The 16549-nt window shown below is 67.2% G+C and carries 13 protein-coding genes; 3 read left to right on the forward strand and 10 right to left on the reverse strand.

Annotated elements, in window-relative coordinates; translation table 11 throughout:
* The 10 genes from AC13F7_RS12925 to AC13F7_RS12970 all read right to left on the reverse strand — a co-directional run bounded on the left by AC13F7_RS12925 (nt 1) and on the right by AC13F7_RS12970 (nt 9229).
* On the reverse strand, nt 1-897 hold the full coding sequence (locus tag AC13F7_RS12925; RefSeq protein WP_483000902.1) for a tetratricopeptide repeat protein: 897 nt from the start codon (nt 895-897) through the stop codon (nt 1-3).
* 5 nt (nt 898-902) lie between these two features.
* The gene (locus tag AC13F7_RS12930) at nt 903-1853 is read right to left on the reverse strand and encodes a type II secretion system F family protein (protein ID WP_483000906.1); all 951 of its coding nucleotides are present in this window, start codon (nt 1851-1853) and stop codon (nt 903-905) included.
* Nucleotides 1854-1890: 37 nt separating this feature from the next.
* The gene (locus tag AC13F7_RS12935; RefSeq protein ID WP_483000909.1) at nt 1891-2832 is read right to left on the reverse strand and encodes a type II secretion system F family protein; all 942 of its coding nucleotides are present in this window, start codon (nt 2830-2832) and stop codon (nt 1891-1893) included.
* 2 nt (nt 2833-2834) lie between these two features.
* Nucleotides 2835-4187 (reverse strand): TadA family conjugal transfer-associated ATPase, encoded by a 1353-nt coding sequence (locus tag AC13F7_RS12940; RefSeq protein ID WP_123729456.1) that lies wholly within the window; start codon nt 4185-4187, stop codon nt 2835-2837.
* Nucleotides 4172-5449, reverse strand: a complete 1278-nt coding sequence (locus AC13F7_RS12945) for a P-loop NTPase family protein (protein ID WP_483000914.1) — start codon at nt 5447-5449, stop codon at nt 4172-4174. Before AC13F7_RS12945 ends, AC13F7_RS12940 begins: the two co-directional genes overlap by 16 nt.
* A 25-nt stretch (nt 5450-5474) precedes the next feature.
* Nucleotides 5475-6839: a type II and III secretion system protein family protein gene (locus AC13F7_RS12950; protein WP_483000918.1), complete on the reverse strand. Its 1365-nt coding sequence runs from the start codon at nt 6837-6839 to the stop codon at nt 5475-5477.
* A 19-nt stretch (nt 6840-6858) separates the two neighbouring features.
* Complete coding sequence (gene cpaB / locus AC13F7_RS12955; RefSeq protein ID WP_483000921.1) at nt 6859-7893, reverse strand: Flp pilus assembly protein CpaB; 1035 nt, start codon at nt 7891-7893, stop codon at nt 6859-6861.
* A gap of 19 nt (nt 7894-7912) precedes the next feature.
* Nucleotides 7913-8401 carry a pilus assembly protein gene (locus AC13F7_RS12960; RefSeq protein ID WP_346470938.1) on the reverse strand — a complete coding sequence of 163 codons (489 nt, stop codon included), beginning with the start codon at nt 8399-8401 and terminating at the stop codon, nt 7913-7915.
* On the reverse strand, nt 8398-8940 hold the full coding sequence (locus tag AC13F7_RS12965) for an A24 family peptidase (protein ID WP_346470939.1): 543 nt from the start codon (nt 8938-8940) through the stop codon (nt 8398-8400). Before AC13F7_RS12965 ends, AC13F7_RS12960 begins: the two co-directional genes overlap by 4 nt.
* A 100-nt stretch (nt 8941-9040) precedes the next feature.
* Nucleotides 9041-9229, reverse strand: coding sequence for a Flp family type IVb pilin (locus AC13F7_RS12970; RefSeq protein ID WP_346470940.1), 189 nt, complete (start codon nt 9227-9229; stop codon nt 9041-9043).
* An 800-nt stretch (nt 9230-10029) separates the two neighbouring features.
* On the opposite strand from AC13F7_RS12970, the gene AC13F7_RS12975 reads away from it, so the two are divergent.
* The 3 genes from AC13F7_RS12975 (at nt 10030) to AC13F7_RS12985 (ending at nt 16368) form a co-directional block, all read left to right on the forward strand.
* Nucleotides 10030-11019, forward strand: coding sequence for an AraC family transcriptional regulator (locus AC13F7_RS12975; RefSeq protein ID WP_483000927.1), 990 nt, complete (start codon nt 10030-10032; stop codon nt 11017-11019).
* A gap of 227 nt (nt 11020-11246) precedes the next feature.
* A complete protein-coding gene (locus AC13F7_RS12980) occupies nt 11247-15446 on the forward strand; it encodes a YadA-like family protein (protein ID WP_483000929.1) in 4200 nt (1399 codons plus the stop codon).
* Between the two features lie 70 nt (nt 15447-15516).
* Complete coding sequence (locus AC13F7_RS12985) at nt 15517-16368, forward strand: OmpA family protein (RefSeq protein ID WP_483000932.1); 852 nt, start codon at nt 15517-15519, stop codon at nt 16366-16368.
* The last annotated feature ends 181 nt before the right edge of the window (nt 16369-16549 follow it).

A 16549-nucleotide genomic window follows, 5' to 3' on the forward strand; every position in this document is an offset into this window, starting at 1 on the left:
TCATGGGGTGATCTCGCTGGAAGGGGGGGAGGCGCCAAAGCGCTCGAGCATGGACGGCGCAAGCCGCGCGTCGGCGCCGATACGGCGTTCGGTATCGACCGCCACGCGGCGTGCTGATGCAGGTACTCGCGCGGGGCGCGATGTCGGTGTGGGTGTGGCCTCTGTTGCCGCCACGCTGGCCGGAGCGCGCTGTATCGAGGGGGCCGGGGTGGCCTGCTGGCGGAGCTGGTCGGCCAGGCGGCGGACCTCGGCCTGTGCGGCATCGGTCAGCCGTGCATTGCGCATGATCGTCTCGGCCATCTCGTTCTGGCCCCGCAGCAGGGCCCACACCGCCAGATTCGCATTCGCCTTGGCGCTGCCGGGCGACAGTTCGGCGGCTTTGGCCAGCGGCTCCTGCGCGCGCGACCAGTCGCCCGCGCGCAACCGCGCAAACCCGAGATCGCCCAGGTAGCCCGTGTTGAGCGGTTGCAGTTGCACGGCACGGGCCAGGGCCTGTTCGGCGCGGGCGGCGTCACCCTCGCGGGCGGCGATCAGGCCAAGGCCGTGCCAGGCCGCCGCTGCCTGCGGCCCGCTGGTGAGGCTGTTGTAGATCGTCATGGCAGCCTCGCGCTGGCCGGTCTCGCGCAGCGCATCGGCATTCAACAGGCGCAGCTGCGGGCTGTCGCCGTAGCGCTGGCGGTAGGCATCCACATGCGCCAGCGAGGCGTAGTAAGCGCCCTGCTGCTGCATTTTGGCGATGAGCTCGGCATACAGCTGTTTGTCGTCCTGCGGTTGCACCTCGGGCGAGGCGAGCGCCATCGGATCCTGGCGATAGCCGTTGCGCATGTTCGAACACGCGGCGCACACGGCGGTGGCGGCGAGCAGCAGGCAGACGCGGGACAGCACGGCATGGCGCATGGTGGTCAATCCAGTTTGGTCAGGGCGGAAGCAAGGGCGATGATCGCCGGGCCGGCCAGCACCAGCATCAGCGCCGGCAACAGCGTCAACATCATCACGACGGTCATCTTTACCGAGAGCTTGCCGACCTTCTCCTTCAGGGTGGACCGGCGCTGTTCGCGCAGGCGGAGGCTGAACTGGCGCAGCGGCTCCTGTACCGCGCCGCCGTGGGCGTGGACCTGCAGGATGAGCTGCACCAGGCTGCGCAGATCCTCGTCGTCGAACGATTCACCCAGCCGGCGCAGCGACTGCTCGCGGCTGCGGCCGTGCATGTAGGCCAGGTTCGCCTGGTGGATCTCACGGCCAAGCACCGGCACGGCGTTGCGCAGCTTGTCGCCGAGTGTCTGCAGGCTCTGGTCCATGCTGAAGCCGACGCCCTGCAGCAGACGCAGCAGATCGATCAGCAGCGGCAATTCGGCCGTGACCTGCCTGCGCAGACGCGTTGCCCACGCGCGCAGGGCGACCTTGGGCAACAGGATGCCGAAGGCCAGCGCACCGAAGATCACCATGGCGCGGCTGAAGCCGGTGCTGTGATTGAAGGCCAGCACCAGCAGCACGGTAGCGACCGCGATCAGAACACGCAGGCCCAGGAAGATGGCGGTACCGGCCTGCGTGTTCCATCCGGCCTGGTCGAGCAGCAGACGATCTTCCGGGGCCAGCAGGGCCGCCTCGATGCGCCCGCCGTTGAAGCGCTCGCCGAACGCGGCAATGGCATCGAGCCAGTGCTGCCGCAGCGACCGCCTGGGCGTGGGCAACGCTGCTGGTATGGCTGCGGCATCGCGCGGGCGCAGTGCGGACTGCAGGGCCTGCTGGCTGCGTTGATCACGGCTGCTCAACACCCAGCCGCGCAGGCCCAGAAGGGCAATGCCGGCAGCGAGGGCCAACAGGGCCGCGATCCACCAGTGATCGGCGCTCATTGATGGCCTCCTTGGGCGGACGCGGGGCGGCGGTGTGTCATATCGATTTGGCCAGACGGTAGAGCAGGAAGCCGCCGATCAGTTCCAGCCCCAATGCCCACAGCAGCAGCGTGTGGCCGAGCGGCTCGTGGATGATGGGCTGGAAGAAGTCGGGACTGGTGATCGCCATGAGCACCGCGCTGATCGGTGGCAGCAGGCCGAGCACCCAGGCCGACATGCGCGTCTCGGAGGTGGTGGCCATCAGCTCCTGCTGGGCCTGGTCCAGGTCGCGCATGAAATCGGCCATGCGCTGCAGGATCTGATCGGCCCGCCCACCGATGCGTACGCTGACGCCGAGCACGACCGACAGCACGTTCAAGGCTTCGAGCCGATAGGGCTGCGCCGCCTGCGCCAGGGCGCGGTCCAGGTCCAGCCCGCTGCGGGTGTAGGACAGCGTCGTGTCGAGCAGCCCACGCAACGGCATCGGCACCTGTGCCGCCGAGGTCTGGAAGGCCATCTGCAGGCTGTTGCCGAGGGCCGCCAGGCGGACCAGGTTGTCCAGGAAGTCCGGCAGCTGGCGCAACAGCTTGGACTGCAGGCGGGAGATCCGCCGCGATATCCAGAACCCGCTTGCCAGTGCGCTCAGCGCCAGAACGATCGGCACTGCCCACGCAGTGCCAAGACGTGCGGCGGTGATCCATGCCAGCAACGCGGCGCCCGCAAGGATCAGCAGCGGTACCCGCCAGCCGGTCGGCAGGGCGGCGCGGCGCATCAGTGCGTCCCACGGCAGGCCGGCCGGCACGGCGTTGCTGACCGGCATCGGTGCGGGCGCGTCGCCCAGCCCGGCCAGCCGCGGCGCACTGTCAGTCCGGCTCAGGCGCTGCTCGGCGTGCTGCGTGGAGAGCCGGCGCTGCTCGCGCGCACTGGCACCGCTCCACAGGCCGACGGCAAGCGCCACCAGCACCAGCGCCGCACTGCACAGGAGCAGGACCGTGACCATGCTCAGAAACCTCCACCGAGCGCTTCGCGCAATTGACGACGGAACGGCTCAAGCTTGTGCGAATGCGGCTGGAAGCCCAGCCCGACCCAGCGGTCGTATTCCTTTCCGTCGGCGTCGAGCTGCACCTCGTGACGGAACATCTCCTGGGTGGCGATCATGTTGTCGGTGACGCCAGTGATTTCCGTGATCGAGACCAGCACCCGGCGGCCACTGCCCAGGCGCGAAATCTGCACGATGAAATCAATGGCACTCGCGATCTGGCGGCGCAGGCTGTCCTCGCTGCCCTGGAAACCAGCGAAGCCGGCCAGCATCTCGATGCGGTAGAGACAGTCGCGCGGCGAATTGGCGTGGATGGTGGCCATGGATCCGTCATGCCCGGTGTTCATCGCCTGCAGCATTTCCAGCACTTCGGCGCCACGTACTTCGCCGACCACGATCCGGTCCGGGCGCATGCGCAGGCTGTTGCGTACCAAATCGCGGATGCTGATCGCGCCGTTGCCGTCGGCGCCACCGATGCGGCTTTCCAGGCGCACCACGTGCGGGTGGTTGAGCGAGAGCTCGGCGGTGTCCTCCACCGTGATCACACGCTCATTGGCCGGAATGTAGTTCGCCAGTGCATTGAGCAGCGAGGTTTTGCCCGAGCTGGTGCCACCGGACACGAGAATGTTGCAGCGGCCCAGCACCATCGCGTGCAGCAGTGCCTGCATCGGCCGGTCGAAGGTGCCCATGCGCAGCAGCTCGTCCGGCGTGAAGGGGTCTTTGCGGAACTTTCGGATGGAGACCATCGGCCCATCCACGGCCAGCGGCGAGATGATGGCGTTGAGGCGCCCACCATTGGGCAGGCGGGCATCCACCATCGGATTGGATTCATCCAGGCGGCGGCCGAGCGGGGCCAGGATGCGGCGCAGGATGCGCAGCAGGTGGCTGTCGTCACTGAAGCGCTGCGGGGCGCGCTTGAGCATGCCGCCCTGAGAGACATGGATGTCCTTGTAGCCGTTGATCAGGATGTCCTCGATCTCCGGATCGTGCAGCAGATCGTCGAGCGGGCCGAAGCCGGTCAGCTCCTTGACCAGCGCATTGGCGACGATGTCCTTCTCGGCCTCGTTGATCGGGATACGCCATTCGTGGACGAAGCCGGCGGTCTGCGCGTGCACATAGCGCGACACGGTGTCCGGCGCCCACGCGTCGATGTCGATGCGCTCATCCTCGATGCTGTTGAGCAGGTGCTCATGCGCGGCGATCAGTACCTTCTGGTACTGCTCGGACTGCTCGAACGAGGGCGGCTGGCCGTCCGGTTCGGGACCGGCGTCGGCACGCGTGGCACCGGAAGGGAACGGGGTCACTTTGTCTTCCATGGGGAACCACTCAGGCGAAGGGCGAGGTGTTCCCGCCAGCCCCTGGCCGGCGCGGGAGCCGCCGGATCCAGGTGCGACAGCAGCGGGGCAAGGGCACGCACATACGGGTCACGGGGGGCGTCCTGCAGCAACAGGCGGCCATGGCTGGCGCTGGAGCGCAGGGCGGCGCGGTCGGGCAGGGTGGCCAGCAACGGCAGCGCGAAGCGCGCGGCGATCTGGTCGGGGCTCAGTCCGCTGGCATCATCGTGGCGGTTGATCACCAGTTGCAGGCGTGCGTCGCGTGCACCGACCTGCTCCAGGTGGCGCAGCAACTGATCCAGCGAGACCAGCGTGCCGATCGATTGATCGGCGATGAGCCAGATCTCGTCGGCGCTGTTGAGCAGGGAAATCGGCAACTGGCGCGGGCAGATCCCGCCGAGATCACACAGCACGGTATGGAAGACGCCACGCAGGCGCTGCATGAGCATGCCCGGGTCGGCCAGTGCAGTGCCTTCCATGCCCGGCGGCTGCCCCAGCAGGGTCAGCCCGGTGGGATGCTGCGCCATGGCGGTGCGGGCCAGGGTGGCATCGATCCGCCCCACGTTGCGCAGCGCATCCTCGTAGTGGAAGGTCGGGTCGACATTGAGGTACAGCGCTGCATCGCCAGTCGGCTGGCCCAGATCCAACAGCAGCAGATGGTTGCCGGGCTGGGCGGCCTCAGGGGGCGGGGTCTGGCTGGCGGCGAGTTGCTGGTCCAGTACGCCCAGGTGCGCCGCCAGCGTACTGCTGCCCACGCCGGGGCGGGCCCCGAGCAGCAGCACCATCCGCGCCTTGGCCGGCGCCGGGAGTGCGGCCGTGGCGGCGCTCTCTCCGCGCAGGGCCAGCGCAGCGGCGCGGCGCAGCACCGCTTCCATTTCCTGCGGCGCACCGTCCAGGTCGAGGAGATCGCGCAGCCCCGCACGCAGGGCGGCGACCACGCCATCCATATGGTCGGCATGGGTGGATCCGATCGCCACCAGTGGCAGCTCCGGTGCCTGGGCCTGCAGCTGGCGGGTCAGCGCCGCGGAAAACGCCGCGTGCTGATGCCGGAAATCGAGCAGCACTACGCAGCCGGTATCGCGCAGCGGTTCCAGCGCGGAGGCCGGCGCTGCGCTGTCCAGCCACTGCACACCCAGCGACGGCAGCAATGCCGACAACAGCGTGGCGAGCTCGCGATCCGGCGCGAACAGCACGAGCTTCATCGACGCATCCCGGGGGTGGACAAGCTGGAGGGCGGTGGACATGACGGGCGGGTTCCTGTCATCGGGTTCAGCGCGAGAACCCGGGCAGCTGGTCCGACGAGGCCGGGCTCAACAGCCAGGCGCCCCAGACCGGCAGATTCGGCGAGGCCTCGCGCTGGCCCGGCAACGGAACTTCCGTGCCCTGGGCCAGCGGCTGCACCAGCCGCGGCGTGACGATGATGACGAGCTCTTTTTCCTCTTTCTTGTAGTTGAGCGTGCGGAAGAACGAGCCGATGATCGGAAGATCGCCGAGCAGCGGCACCTTGTCCACGTTGGACGAGACGTTGTTGCTGACCAGCCCGCCGATCACGAACGTCTCGCCATCGCCAAGCTCCACGGTGGTATCGGCGCGGCGCGTGGTGATCGAAGGGACCTGCACGTTGTTGTAGGTGATGCCGGCGGCATAGTTCAGATCGCTCGCTTCGGGAGCGACCTTCAGGGCGATGCGATTGGGGCCGAGCACGGTCGGGGTCACGGTGAGGCCGATGCCGAACGGTTTGAAGGTCACCGTGGTGGTGCCCAGTCCCTGCGGTTCCAGGATCGGAAGCTCGCCACCGGCCAGGAAGCTTGCGCTCTGCCCGGAAAGCGCGACCAGGGTCGGTTCGGCCAGCACGCGGGCCATGCCGTTGCTCTGCAGCAGCTCGATGTTGGCATCCCAGCCGTGGGTGAGGGACTTGAACACCAGCCCGAACGCGGAGGAAAGCGGGTTGGTGACGATCAAATCATCGCCTGCCGATTCCCCGACGGGCAGCACGCCGGGCAGGGTGGCGCCCGGGCGGGTGATGCCGTAGTAGAAGCCGTTGTTGCCGTTGAAGTTCTTGTTGCCGAAGCTCATGCCGATCTGCCGCAGCACCGACTTGTTGAACTCCACGATCTTCACTTCCACCTGGACCACGCCACCGCTGCCGATGGTCGAGATGTCGGCCAACTGCCCTTCCTTGCCCACCGCCATTGCCGCGGCTTTGATGCTGTTCTGGTGGTCCAGCAGTGACGGACTCAGGCCCTGCAGCAGGCCCTGGCCATCCTGCACGATCAGCCCGGTGCCGCCGCCCTGTGCGGTCAACGCGCCTTGCACCGCGCTGCGCACTTCGATCTGCAGCCGTTCCGGCTCGCGGCTGCCGTTGCGCCACAGCAGCAGCGTGGTGCTCCCCGGTGCCTTGCCGACCAGCAGGGCCTCGCGGCTGCGCAGCATGACCACGTCGGCCACGCTGGGGTCGGCGATCGCCACCCGCTCCAGATTGGCCGGCAATGACCACGGACGCTGTTCGCGGGTCTGCAGCACCAGCTCGGCATCGGCGCTGGCCAGCAACGGGCTGCCGATCAGAACCGCCACCAGCAGGGAGCGTGGCAGGGCGTGGCGGAGGCGATGCGCGAGGGTGGGGCATTCGGTCATGGGCTGTCTCGGCATGGGCTCAACGCGACCCGCTGTGGGAGGAAACATCGCCACGGATGATCTCGATGCCGCGATCCGCTCGCGGTGATGCACGGCGCGGCGTGCTGGATGGACCGGGCAGCGCGGCCACACTGCTGCGCCCGCGTCCGGCCAGCGCATCGCTGTCCAGACCCGCATAGGCATCGTTCTCGGGTCGCTGCAACGCCAACCGTTCCTCGGCGGACAGTTCGCGCCGCGGGCTGAGTACGCCGCCCGGGGTGGGGAACAAGGCGTGGTCGGGCAGGCCGATGTCGGCGGGATTGCGCAGGGCCAGGAACAGCTTGCCCTGCTGCGCGCCCAGCAGCAGCCGGTTCGCCTCGGCGACCGGCACCGCCAGCACGGCGCTGCGTGCAGGGGCAGTGGCAGGGTCATTGCGCGAACGGTTGCTGGCGCTGCCTTCGCCGGTGATGTCCTGTGCGCGGCTGTCCGCCGTCGCCTGAGCGCCATCGCTGGCGAGGTCGGTGGCGGTCTGCAGATCGTGGGCACCGTAGCTGAGCACGCGCAGGCGCGACACCAGCAGCCGCGTCTGGGCGTCGCCCTCGTTGCGCAGCCCCCCGGAGGCACGCAGGTTGAGGAACACATCCACGAAGTCGCCGGGCTGGATGCGGTTGCCCGCCGCAGCCAGTTCATCCACCGGCACCGCCAGCGCACGCTCGCCCGGGTTCAGGCGCAGCGAGAAACCTTGCGCGATCTGGGAGGTGCTGATTCGGGTTCCCACGGCAATGTCCTGCGTGGGCACGGCACCCACCAACGCGTTGATTGACGTATAGCCTCCCGTGGATTGTTCGGGATGGCCGGCGACACGCAGATCCCCCGCTTCGATGGGGCGTCCTGCCGGCAGCGCGACGGCCGCCTCGACCACCGGCCAGGTGGCAGGCTGCGCCGGCGCACTGGCCGTGGCCGGGATGCCCGGTGCCACCGGTGCGGCGCGCCGGCTGATCCCGAAGGCAACGATCGCCAGGATCACGGCCAGGCCGATCAGCAGTATCGCGGCGACGCGGGTCAACTTGAGCATGGGGTTCTCCGGAAAATCATCAATTGCCACCCAAATCCAGCTGCGACACGGCCGTGCTGCGCAGGGGCGTGCGCATCACCCAGCCATAGACACGCCCGGTACCGGGCAGGAAGGGGTGCGTGCGGTAGTCGTAGCTCACCTGCACGCTGATGCACTGCGCGCTGGGCAGGTCCGCGCACGGTGCAGGGGCCGAGACATGGATCGGTGCTGCGCCCGGTGTGGTGCAGCTGGGCGTCTGCTTGGCATAGGTGAGCAGCCACTGCATCGAGCGGCGTGCCGCCAGGCAGGCCGCGGTGCGCCGTTCTGTGGGCGTCGCATGCCGGAAGGCGGCACGTGCGCCCTCGGCGGAAGCCGCCGAGAGCGTCTGTTGCACGGCCATGATCATCACGCCGGAGTACATCACCAGCAGCAAGGGCAACAGGCCGAACATCAGCATCAAGGCGAACTCGAGCGTGGCGATGCCGCGTTGGCGTCGGGTCGTTCCGGTGCGCGCGAAGGCGGTCTTCATCTGGGCGCTCCCAGGTACTGCTGCACCACCCACCCCATGCTGCCAAGCGCAAGGTAGGCGGCATACGGAATGCCAACGCGTCCCTGGCGAGCCTGACGCCACTGGGCGATGACCGGCTGCAGCCGACGCGTCACCGGGCCGCTCGGATCGGCAAGTGGCAGGCCCGCCAGGCGCGGGGCCCAGCGACGCGCCACGATCACGCATACCGCGTGGGCACCGGCGAGCAGACTGGCGACGATCCAGATTGGCAGCAACGGGCCGGCCCCGAGCAGCAGCCCGAGCACGGCGAAGTACTTCACATCCCCCGCGCCCATCCAGCCGATCGCGTAGAACGGCAACAGCGACAGCAGGCCCAGCGCGAAGCCGATCAGGTGCATGGCTGGAAAACCGCGAGCAGCGCCAAGCCACTGCCAGGCCAGGCCGATCAGCGCGACCGCCGAAGCAATCAGCAACCCGCGGTTGGACACACGCCGGGCGTACAGGTCGTTGATGACTACCTGCACGCCGAGCAACAGTGTCACCAGGGGAAGAAGTTCCATATGCGTTGAGTCCCCCGAATCGGTCGTGCGACGTTCCGGCCCACGCCGCGCTGTCGCCGCGGCAACGCCGGGCGACAGGCTCGCAGTCAACATCGCTGGATCAGGCGGCTTCCGCCGTAGCGTCGTCGACGACTTTGCCGAGCTTATCGAACAGATTCTCGAAGAAGTCCGTGATCTGGTCTTTGCCCACCGCGACCAGAATGCCCGCGATCACCGCGGCCAGCAGGCCGTACTCGAGTGCGGTCACACCATCTTCTTCCACGAGGAACTTGCGAACGGATGCATTCATGACGGTTTCTCCCTTTCCCAATCAGAGCCCGAACGGGCGGATACAGCCCCTGTGCCGATGGTGTTGCCTGGCTCCGCCAGGACTGCCATCCCGACCACGCGTCCTGCGTGGTGCGGCCATTACTGGCCTGCGCTATCGCCCGGGCAATGCCCGGCCGACGTCATTGGTGGCAGATCGCGTTGGACAGTGCGGTCACTGGTGCCGGCGTGCGGCGTCGGCAGTGAAGGCAGTCGCGGTGAAGGTTGCTGTCCATGGCGTTCCCCCTTGTTTCTCTACGTCGCGGTGACCGCTTCGGTGCAGCCGGGCGTCCTGATGGGATGCTCGGCGAATAACGCGGTATCCAATGCACAAAATCGGCAGTGGTGGCATCAACTTGAGTGAATCTGCACGCCGCACTGTCGCTATAGGTGTGGCTCCATGTAAGCGCCGCAAAGTAAACGTCAGGTGTACAGAATGTGATGGCTGCGTGATGTCAATTAATTGGCGCGGTTATAAGCCGCATAAACGTGGGGTTTCGCGGGTTCAGGCCACATTTGTGACGTGCAGCGTGATTCTGTTTATGCTGCGTCCAGTTCGGGCATACTTTCCGGAAATGCGCAGGGATAATCTCTCGGGCATCCGGCGGAAACGTGACCGGGTCATTTAGTCAGAGTCGCTGAGTGATTTAGAAGGCGGTGCGGATGGGCATCGTCGTGGCAGGTGCGCCGTAACACAATGCGCAGCAGGAAACGCAGGAGTGCGAACCCGGTGGGCGTGCAGCCGCGGCACCGGGGATCCAGGCCAGAGGGGGCATCACTGTCATGGTAGATGGTGTAGTGGACGACCGTATCGAGCGCGAGTTGAGGCCATTCGACCTGGCCACGCTCAGCGGCGTGCTGCGTGTCTGCGATCTGGAAATGGTGCTGCTGGACGGGAACGGACCGCGCGCGTCGATTGAATCGCAGGTGCACGATCAGGCGCTGTTCTGCACTGCAACCAGCGGTTTCCATTTCCGCGGCCGCTTCATGCTGCCCCAGGACTGGTGCCTGCTGGGCATGATCCATGACACCGACGAGGCGATCAGCTGGTGCCACGGCATGCCGCTGGCGGCAGGCATGGCCTTGACCGTGTTGCCCGAAGGCATCAGCGAGTTCACGCTCAGTGCCGGTACCCATCTGACCCTGCTGTTGGCCCCGGTGCAGCGCGTGCAACGCAAGCTGACCGAACTCAGCCTGCGCAGTACGTTGCCTTCCGGTCAAGGCCTCTCCTTGTTCCAGACCGGTGGCGGGCCTGGCGGTATCCGCTTGCGGGAACGGTATGCAGCACTGCACCACTGCCTGACCGCGCAGCAGGAACCGCTCGCCAGCGATGCCGTGGACACGCTGCTGCACGACCACATCCAGGCGCTGCTCGGCGCCGGTGGCGATGACCACCCCGTCTGCAGCCGTGGTCGGCGGACGCATTATCTGATTGCGCAGCGGGCCGAGAATTTCATGCGGCTGAATCTGCGCCGTTATATCTACATGAATGAAATCTGTGATGCGGCCGGTGTCAGTGAGCGTGCGCTGCGCTATGCGTTCGAAGATCTTTTCGGAACCTCGCCCAACCGCTATCTGTCGATGCTTCGCCTGTGCGCGGCGTGCCGAGGCCTGTCCATGGCCGATTCAAGCCGGAAATCGGTCAAGGCCATCGCACTGAGCTGCGGTCTGTGGGATCTGTCGCGCTTTGCCGACAACTACCGCCGGGTATTCGGTGAATTGCCGAGAGATACCTTGATGCGCGCCCCTGCGCAGATGGGCAGCCCGGCCTGATCGTCTTCGTTTGATTCATTTCTCCACCGCGCCGGTGCGGCGTGCACATATTCGGCAACCTGCCGGAATTGCCTATACCGCTGCCGGTTTTACCCGTCGTCTTGCCGGAACGCACGTTCGTGCTGCCGGAATGAAGTGCCCGCGGTTTGCCCCCTCGTCTGTAATGACATCCACGTGCCCTCAGGCACCGGTGATGTTCAACGCGTTCGTACACGGGGGAATACCTGATGAACCGTATCTTTCGATTGGTGTGGAGCCACCGGCTGAATGCCCTGGTGGTCGTCTCCGAAATCGCCACCGCGCGCGGCAGCCTGGCCGCCGGCCCGGTGGTGGTGCACCTGAAGGTGCCGATGTCGGTCCTGTCGCTGGGCTTGTCGCTGGCGCTGTGCACAGGCAGTGCATGGGCTGGAGAAAACCAGACGCTCACGGATCTCCAGGCACTGGCGGCCAAGTACACCGCGCCGTTGCCGGTCAAGCTGGACGCCGAGGTTGCCCTGGCGGCAGCCGCACGGGACCGTGGCACCGCACCGCTGCTGAGTGCCGATGCCAGCGTCAACCTCACGCTCGGCACACCGCCGGCCAGCCAACCGGCGCCGCCAAAGCGCGTTGCCGCACCCGCGGTGCGCGCCGAGGTCCGCACGAACGCGAACGTCGCCGTGGCGGCGTCGCCGTCCGCGCTCAAGGCTGCCCTGACCACCAAGGTCGATGTTGCCGCACAGGCACGCGTGGCGGCGGATGTGGAGGCGACCGCGGCGCTCATCGCCGAAGCAACCGTCACGCCGGATGCACCTGACGCAGTAAACGGCTCGCTGGCCAGCAACGTGGCCGGCCGTGTGCGCGTGGATGCGCTCGGCCATGTGGTCGATGCCGCCGACCGCAACCCCAAGCTCGTCGATGCCGGCATCACTGCAGTGCAGACCACCTCAATGGCGCTGGCACCCAATGGGCTGGGCAACGCACTGGGTGGCCTGCTCAATGGCGTAGGTGGCGCTGTGGGCGGCTTGCTCGATGGCGTGGGCAGCACGGTAGGCGCGATCACCTCGCCGGTCCTCGGGGCGGTGGGCACGATCACCACCCCGATCATCGGTACGGTACTCCCGTCACCCACTTCCTTGCCGCCGGGCCACCCCAAGGCACCGGCGCCGGCGGACCCGAATGCCGGGCTGATCATCGGCACCGGTGGTCTGGTTGGCTCCCTGTCCCAGCTGGTGGGCCCGACCGGGCAAGGACTGCTGGGCGGTGATGGGTATGTGCGCAACGGCAACCTGGCGGTCAGCAGCGCCAACGTCATGCAGACGTATGCGGTGACCAACGTACTGGGCATCCCGACTGTGAACCTGACGCCTGTCGGTACGCTGCTCGACGGCCTGGGCAACGCGAGCACGGGCGGCAGCTCGCACCTCACCCTGATTGGTGGTGTCACCTCCGACAGCTACATCTACAACATCAACAACGGCAATCCGAACGGCCTGCTGGGTCTGCTGTTGCCCGACGGATCGCCAGCGTGGTCGAACACCTGTGTCAACGCGCTCGTTGCCAGCGTGGACTGCTGGGCGGTCAATGCAGCCCAGGACTATCAAGTGCTGGTCGGCGACGGCGCGTATGCCAATGGTTCCAAGGAGGTGGTCATCGGTGCCAATGCTCGTCATGAGCTGCCGATGCAGGATGCGAATGTGGCATTCCCGGGCGCGGGTCTGAACCATGCCGGGGATCCGACGGGCGTGCCGACTGCGGACTATGCCGCGCGCATGGGACATTCCGTGATCGTCGGTGACAGTGCCTTGGGCACGGCCAACGGCCAGACCATCCTGGGCGCGGAGGCCAGCTCGAGCCAAGCCAACAGTGTCGCGCTGGGCTATCGTTCGGCCGCCAATCGCGGTGCGCAGGCCAGCTACACCGCATTCGGCCTGAACGGCACGCAGGTGTCGGCCGGTGAGGTCTCGGTCGGCTTCGCCGGTGGCGAACGCCAGATCAGCCATGTTGCTGCGGGCAGCGCGGCAAGCGATGCGGTGAATGTCGCCCAGTTGCAGGGCGCGATCGCGCAGATCGACGCGGTCGGCACGCTGGCGGTGACCTATGACGACGACGGCACCGGCGCGGCCGACTTCCGCCGCATCACCCTCGGCGGCGGTACCGGGACCACCACGATCGCCAACCTGGCCAACGGCGCAGTCGCTGCGACCAGTACCGAGGCGATCAACGGCGCCCAGCTGTTCGACACCAACAGCGCGATCGTCGACTACTTCGGGGGTGTCACCGCCTACGATCCGGGTACCGGTGCGTGGACCGCGCCGAGCTTCCAGATCTCCACGGTGTCCACCGGCGGTGCGGTCGCCCAGGGCGTGTACGACAACGCCAGCGATGCGTTCTCCGCTGTCGATGGCTCGCTGGTGAACCTCAACACGCAGATCACCGACATCCGCAACGGTGCCGGCAGCCGCTTTCTGAAGATCAATTCGACTGGCGCGGACGCCGCTGCTGCCGGACTGGACAGCATCGCGGTGGGCACCGCGGCAACCGCGGTGGCGGCCAACAGCGTCGCGGTCGGTGCCGGCGCAATCGCCGATCGGGAGGGCACGGTGTCGGTGGGCGCGGTCGGTGCAGAGCGCCAGGTGGTCAACGTCGCCGCTGGCACCCAGGCGACCGACGCGGTCAACCTGGGACAGCTGTTCAATGCGAACCAGGCCGTGGCCACCCGTCTTGGTGGCGGCGCGGCACTGGATGCCAATGGGCAGGTCACCGCCCCGACGTACACCCTCAACAGCGTGGCTACTGATGGCCAGGTCACGTCAGGTACCTACGACAACGTCGGCAGTGCCTTCGATGCGGTCAGCAGCTCGCTGGCCAACGTCGCTGACCAGGCCGGCGCTGTGGATCGGCTGGCGGTGAAGTACGACGCCGATGCCGGTGGCAACGCCACCAATACCATTACGCTGGCCGGCGATGCCAGCGGTGCGGCCGTGACACTGGCCAATCTTGCCGACGGCCGCGTGCTGGCCGGCAGCCTGGAGGCGATCAACGGCAACCAGCTGTTCCAGACCAACAACGCGCTGGTCGGCTACTTTGGTGGCACCACCAACTTCGACGGCAACACCGGCATCTGGACCGCGCCGACGTTCCGCATCTCCTCGATCGCCACCGATGGCAGCGTGATCGCCAACGACTACAGCGACGTCACCGTGGCGTTCTCGGCCGTGGATAGCTCGCTGACCACGCTCAACACCCGCATCGACCAGATGCAGCCGGGCGGCAACAGCCAGTACGTGCAGATCAACTCGACCAAGGCGGCGGCCACCGCAGGGGGAGCAGACAGTGTCGCGATCGGGCCGCTGGCCAGCGCGGCGGGCAGCGGCAGTGCGGCCATCGGTGACGGCGCCAACGCCAGTGCGGACAACAGCGTCGCGCTCGGTGCAGGTTCGGTGGCGAGCGTGGGGGCACAGACCGCTTACACCGGTGCCTATGGCCAGGCCGGGGCCAGCAACTCGGTGGGTGAAGTGGCCGTTGGCAGCACCGGGGCCGAGCGCAAGGTCACCCACGTGGCCGACGGCTCGGAGCGCTACGACGCAGTCAACGTCGGCCAGCTGCAGAACGGCGTGAACTACGCCATCAGCGAGTCCAGGACCTACACCGATACGCAGATCAACAACATCAACAACGGCACGTCCGGCATGTTCCAGGTCAACAACACGCAGGCCCTGGCTGCACCGGCGGCGAGCGGTGACAACGCGGTGGCCGGCGGTGCCGGCGCTGTCGCGGCGGGCAGCAACGCGACCGCACTGGGCAACGGTGCCAGCGCACAAGGCAGCAACAGCGTTGCGCTCGGCGCCGGTTCGGTGGCCAACCGTGCCAACACGGTCTCGGTGGGCAGCAGTGGCGCCGAGCGGCAGATCGCCAACGTTGCCGATGGCAGCCAGGCCACCGACGCGGTCAACGTCCGCCAGCTGCAGGCCTCGCAGCAGGGCACGATCCGCTATGACAGCAACATCAATGGAACCACCAACCTCAGCAGTGTGACCTTGGGCAGCACCGCCACCGGCCCGACCACGGTGCGCAATGTCGCCCCCGGCACGGCCGGTACCGATGCCGTCAACGTCGACCAACTGCGCAGCGGCATGGCCCAGACCCTGGACTGGTCCAAGGCCTATACCGACGAACGCATGGATTCGTTCGATCGCAACCTGCAGAAGACCGACAACCGCGCCTCGGCCGGCGTCGCCTCGGCGATGGCGGTGGCGGCCTTGCCGCAACCCTATGAGGCTGGCCGCAGCATGGCCTCGCTTGCCGCAGGCAGCTTCAACGGTGAATCCGGCGTGGCGGTGGGCATCTCGGGAGTCTCCGAGGGCGGCCGCTGGATCTACAAGTTCAGCGGTTCAACCAACAGCCGCGGCGACGGTGGCGTCGCGGTAGGTGCCGGTATCCAGTGGTGAGCACGTCCGGTGCCGGACAGCCACCGGCACCGGCTCGTGGTCCGCATTCAACGCTTACAGGGGGAAGACCATGTCCACGCAACCCGGATTCACCGCCCAGCAGCCGCTGATGCGCTCACTGGGCCTGAGCCTGGCCGCACTGCTGCTGAGTGCCTGCGCCAGCCACGGCGACCCGCGTCCCGCATCGCCCGGCACTGCCATTGATGCCGACGCAACGAACGTCCCGGATCCGGGCAAAGCCAGCTTGAAGGAGGGACTGTTCGTGGACGTCGACAACCTGCGCCTGTTCGCCCGTGGCATGAGCAAACGCCAGCTGTACGCACTGCTGGGCACGCCACACTTTGGTGAGGGTATGTGGGGCGTGCGCGAGTGGAATTACCTGTTCAACTTCCGCAGCAGCCCGGGCGGCGACTACTTCACCTGTCAGTTCAAGGTCGAGTTCGACGGCAAGGGCATCGCCCAGGTCGCGCACTGGAAGCCGCAGGCCTGCGCGGCCGTGCTGGAACCGCCACGTCCACCCGCACCTCCGGCACCTGCGCCGATGCCGGCTGAGCCACTGCGCCTGTCCGCCGATGCGATGTTCGCCTTCGACAGTGCCGTGCTCACATCCGAAGGGCGCGACAATGTCACGGCACTGCTGCAGCAAGTGCGAGATGCCAGCCGGGTGCAGACCATCCAGGTGATCGGCTATACAGACCGAATCGGCAGCGACCGGTACAACCTGGTGCTGTCCCAGCGTCGCGCCGAAGCGGTGCGCAATGCACTGATCGCTGGCGGCGTGCCAGCAGCGGCCATCGTTGCCGAAGGACGCGGCAAAGCGGACCCGCTGGTGCAGTGCGAGCAGGCGCAGCGTAAGGCCTTGATTGTCTGCCTGGCGCCCAACCGCCGCGTGGAGTTGTCGGGCAGGGCACTGCCGCGCTGAACCGCGGCGTCATGACAAACGACGACACTCCCGCATACCCCGTCGGCGCAAACGTGCGCCGGCGAGGGACCGTCTTGACCTGGCGCGCCGTTCGCACAGCGTGATGTCTCCCCCGTCATCGTTCTGAAGACGGCGCGCCAGGTCATCTCTTCCTCCCACCCGGGGCGGCCGCAGGCATGCT

It is taken from the genome of Stenotrophomonas sp. K-6 (genome assembly GCF_056861555.1).

Bases quoted from the DNA above. Each gene is read 5' to 3' on its own strand.
- AC13F7_RS12930 (WP_483000906.1), bottom strand. From the start codon at position 1,853: ATGAGCGCCGATCACTGGTGGATCGCGGCCCTGTTGGCCCTCGCTGCC.
- AC13F7_RS12940 (WP_123729456.1), bottom strand. From the start codon at position 4,187: ATGGAAGACAAAGTGACCCCGTTCCCTTCCGGTGCCACGCGTGCCGAC.
- AC13F7_RS12945 (WP_483000914.1), bottom strand. From the start codon at position 5,449: ATGTCCACCGCCCTCCAGCTTGTCCACCCCCGGGATGCGTCGATGAAG.
- AC13F7_RS12970 (WP_346470940.1), bottom strand. From the start codon at position 9,229: ATGAATGCATCCGTTCGCAAGTTCCTCGTGGAAGAAGATGGTGTGACC.
- AC13F7_RS12925 (WP_483000902.1), bottom strand. From the start codon at position 897: ATGCGCCATGCCGTGCTGTCCCGCGTCTGCCTGCTGCTCGCCGCCACC.
- AC13F7_RS12960 (WP_346470938.1), bottom strand. From the start codon at position 8,401: ATGAAGACCGCCTTCGCGCGCACCGGAACGACCCGACGCCAACGCGGC.
- AC13F7_RS12935 (WP_483000909.1), bottom strand. From the start codon at position 2,832: ATGGTCACGGTCCTGCTCCTGTGCAGTGCGGCGCTGGTGCTGGTGGCG.
- AC13F7_RS12950 (WP_483000918.1), bottom strand. From the start codon at position 6,839: ATGACCGAATGCCCCACCCTCGCGCATCGCCTCCGCCACGCCCTGCCA.
- AC13F7_RS12980 (WP_483000929.1), top strand. From the start codon at position 11,247: ATGAACCGTATCTTTCGATTGGTGTGGAGCCACCGGCTGAATGCCCTG.
- AC13F7_RS12985 (WP_483000932.1), top strand. From the start codon at position 15,517: ATGTCCACGCAACCCGGATTCACCGCCCAGCAGCCGCTGATGCGCTCA.
- AC13F7_RS12975 (WP_483000927.1), top strand. From the start codon at position 10,030: ATGGTAGATGGTGTAGTGGACGACCGTATCGAGCGCGAGTTGAGGCCA.
- AC13F7_RS12965 (WP_346470939.1), bottom strand. From the start codon at position 8,940: ATGGAACTTCTTCCCCTGGTGACACTGTTGCTCGGCGTGCAGGTAGTC.
- cpaB (WP_483000921.1), bottom strand. From the start codon at position 7,893: ATGCTCAAGTTGACCCGCGTCGCCGCGATACTGCTGATCGGCCTGGCC.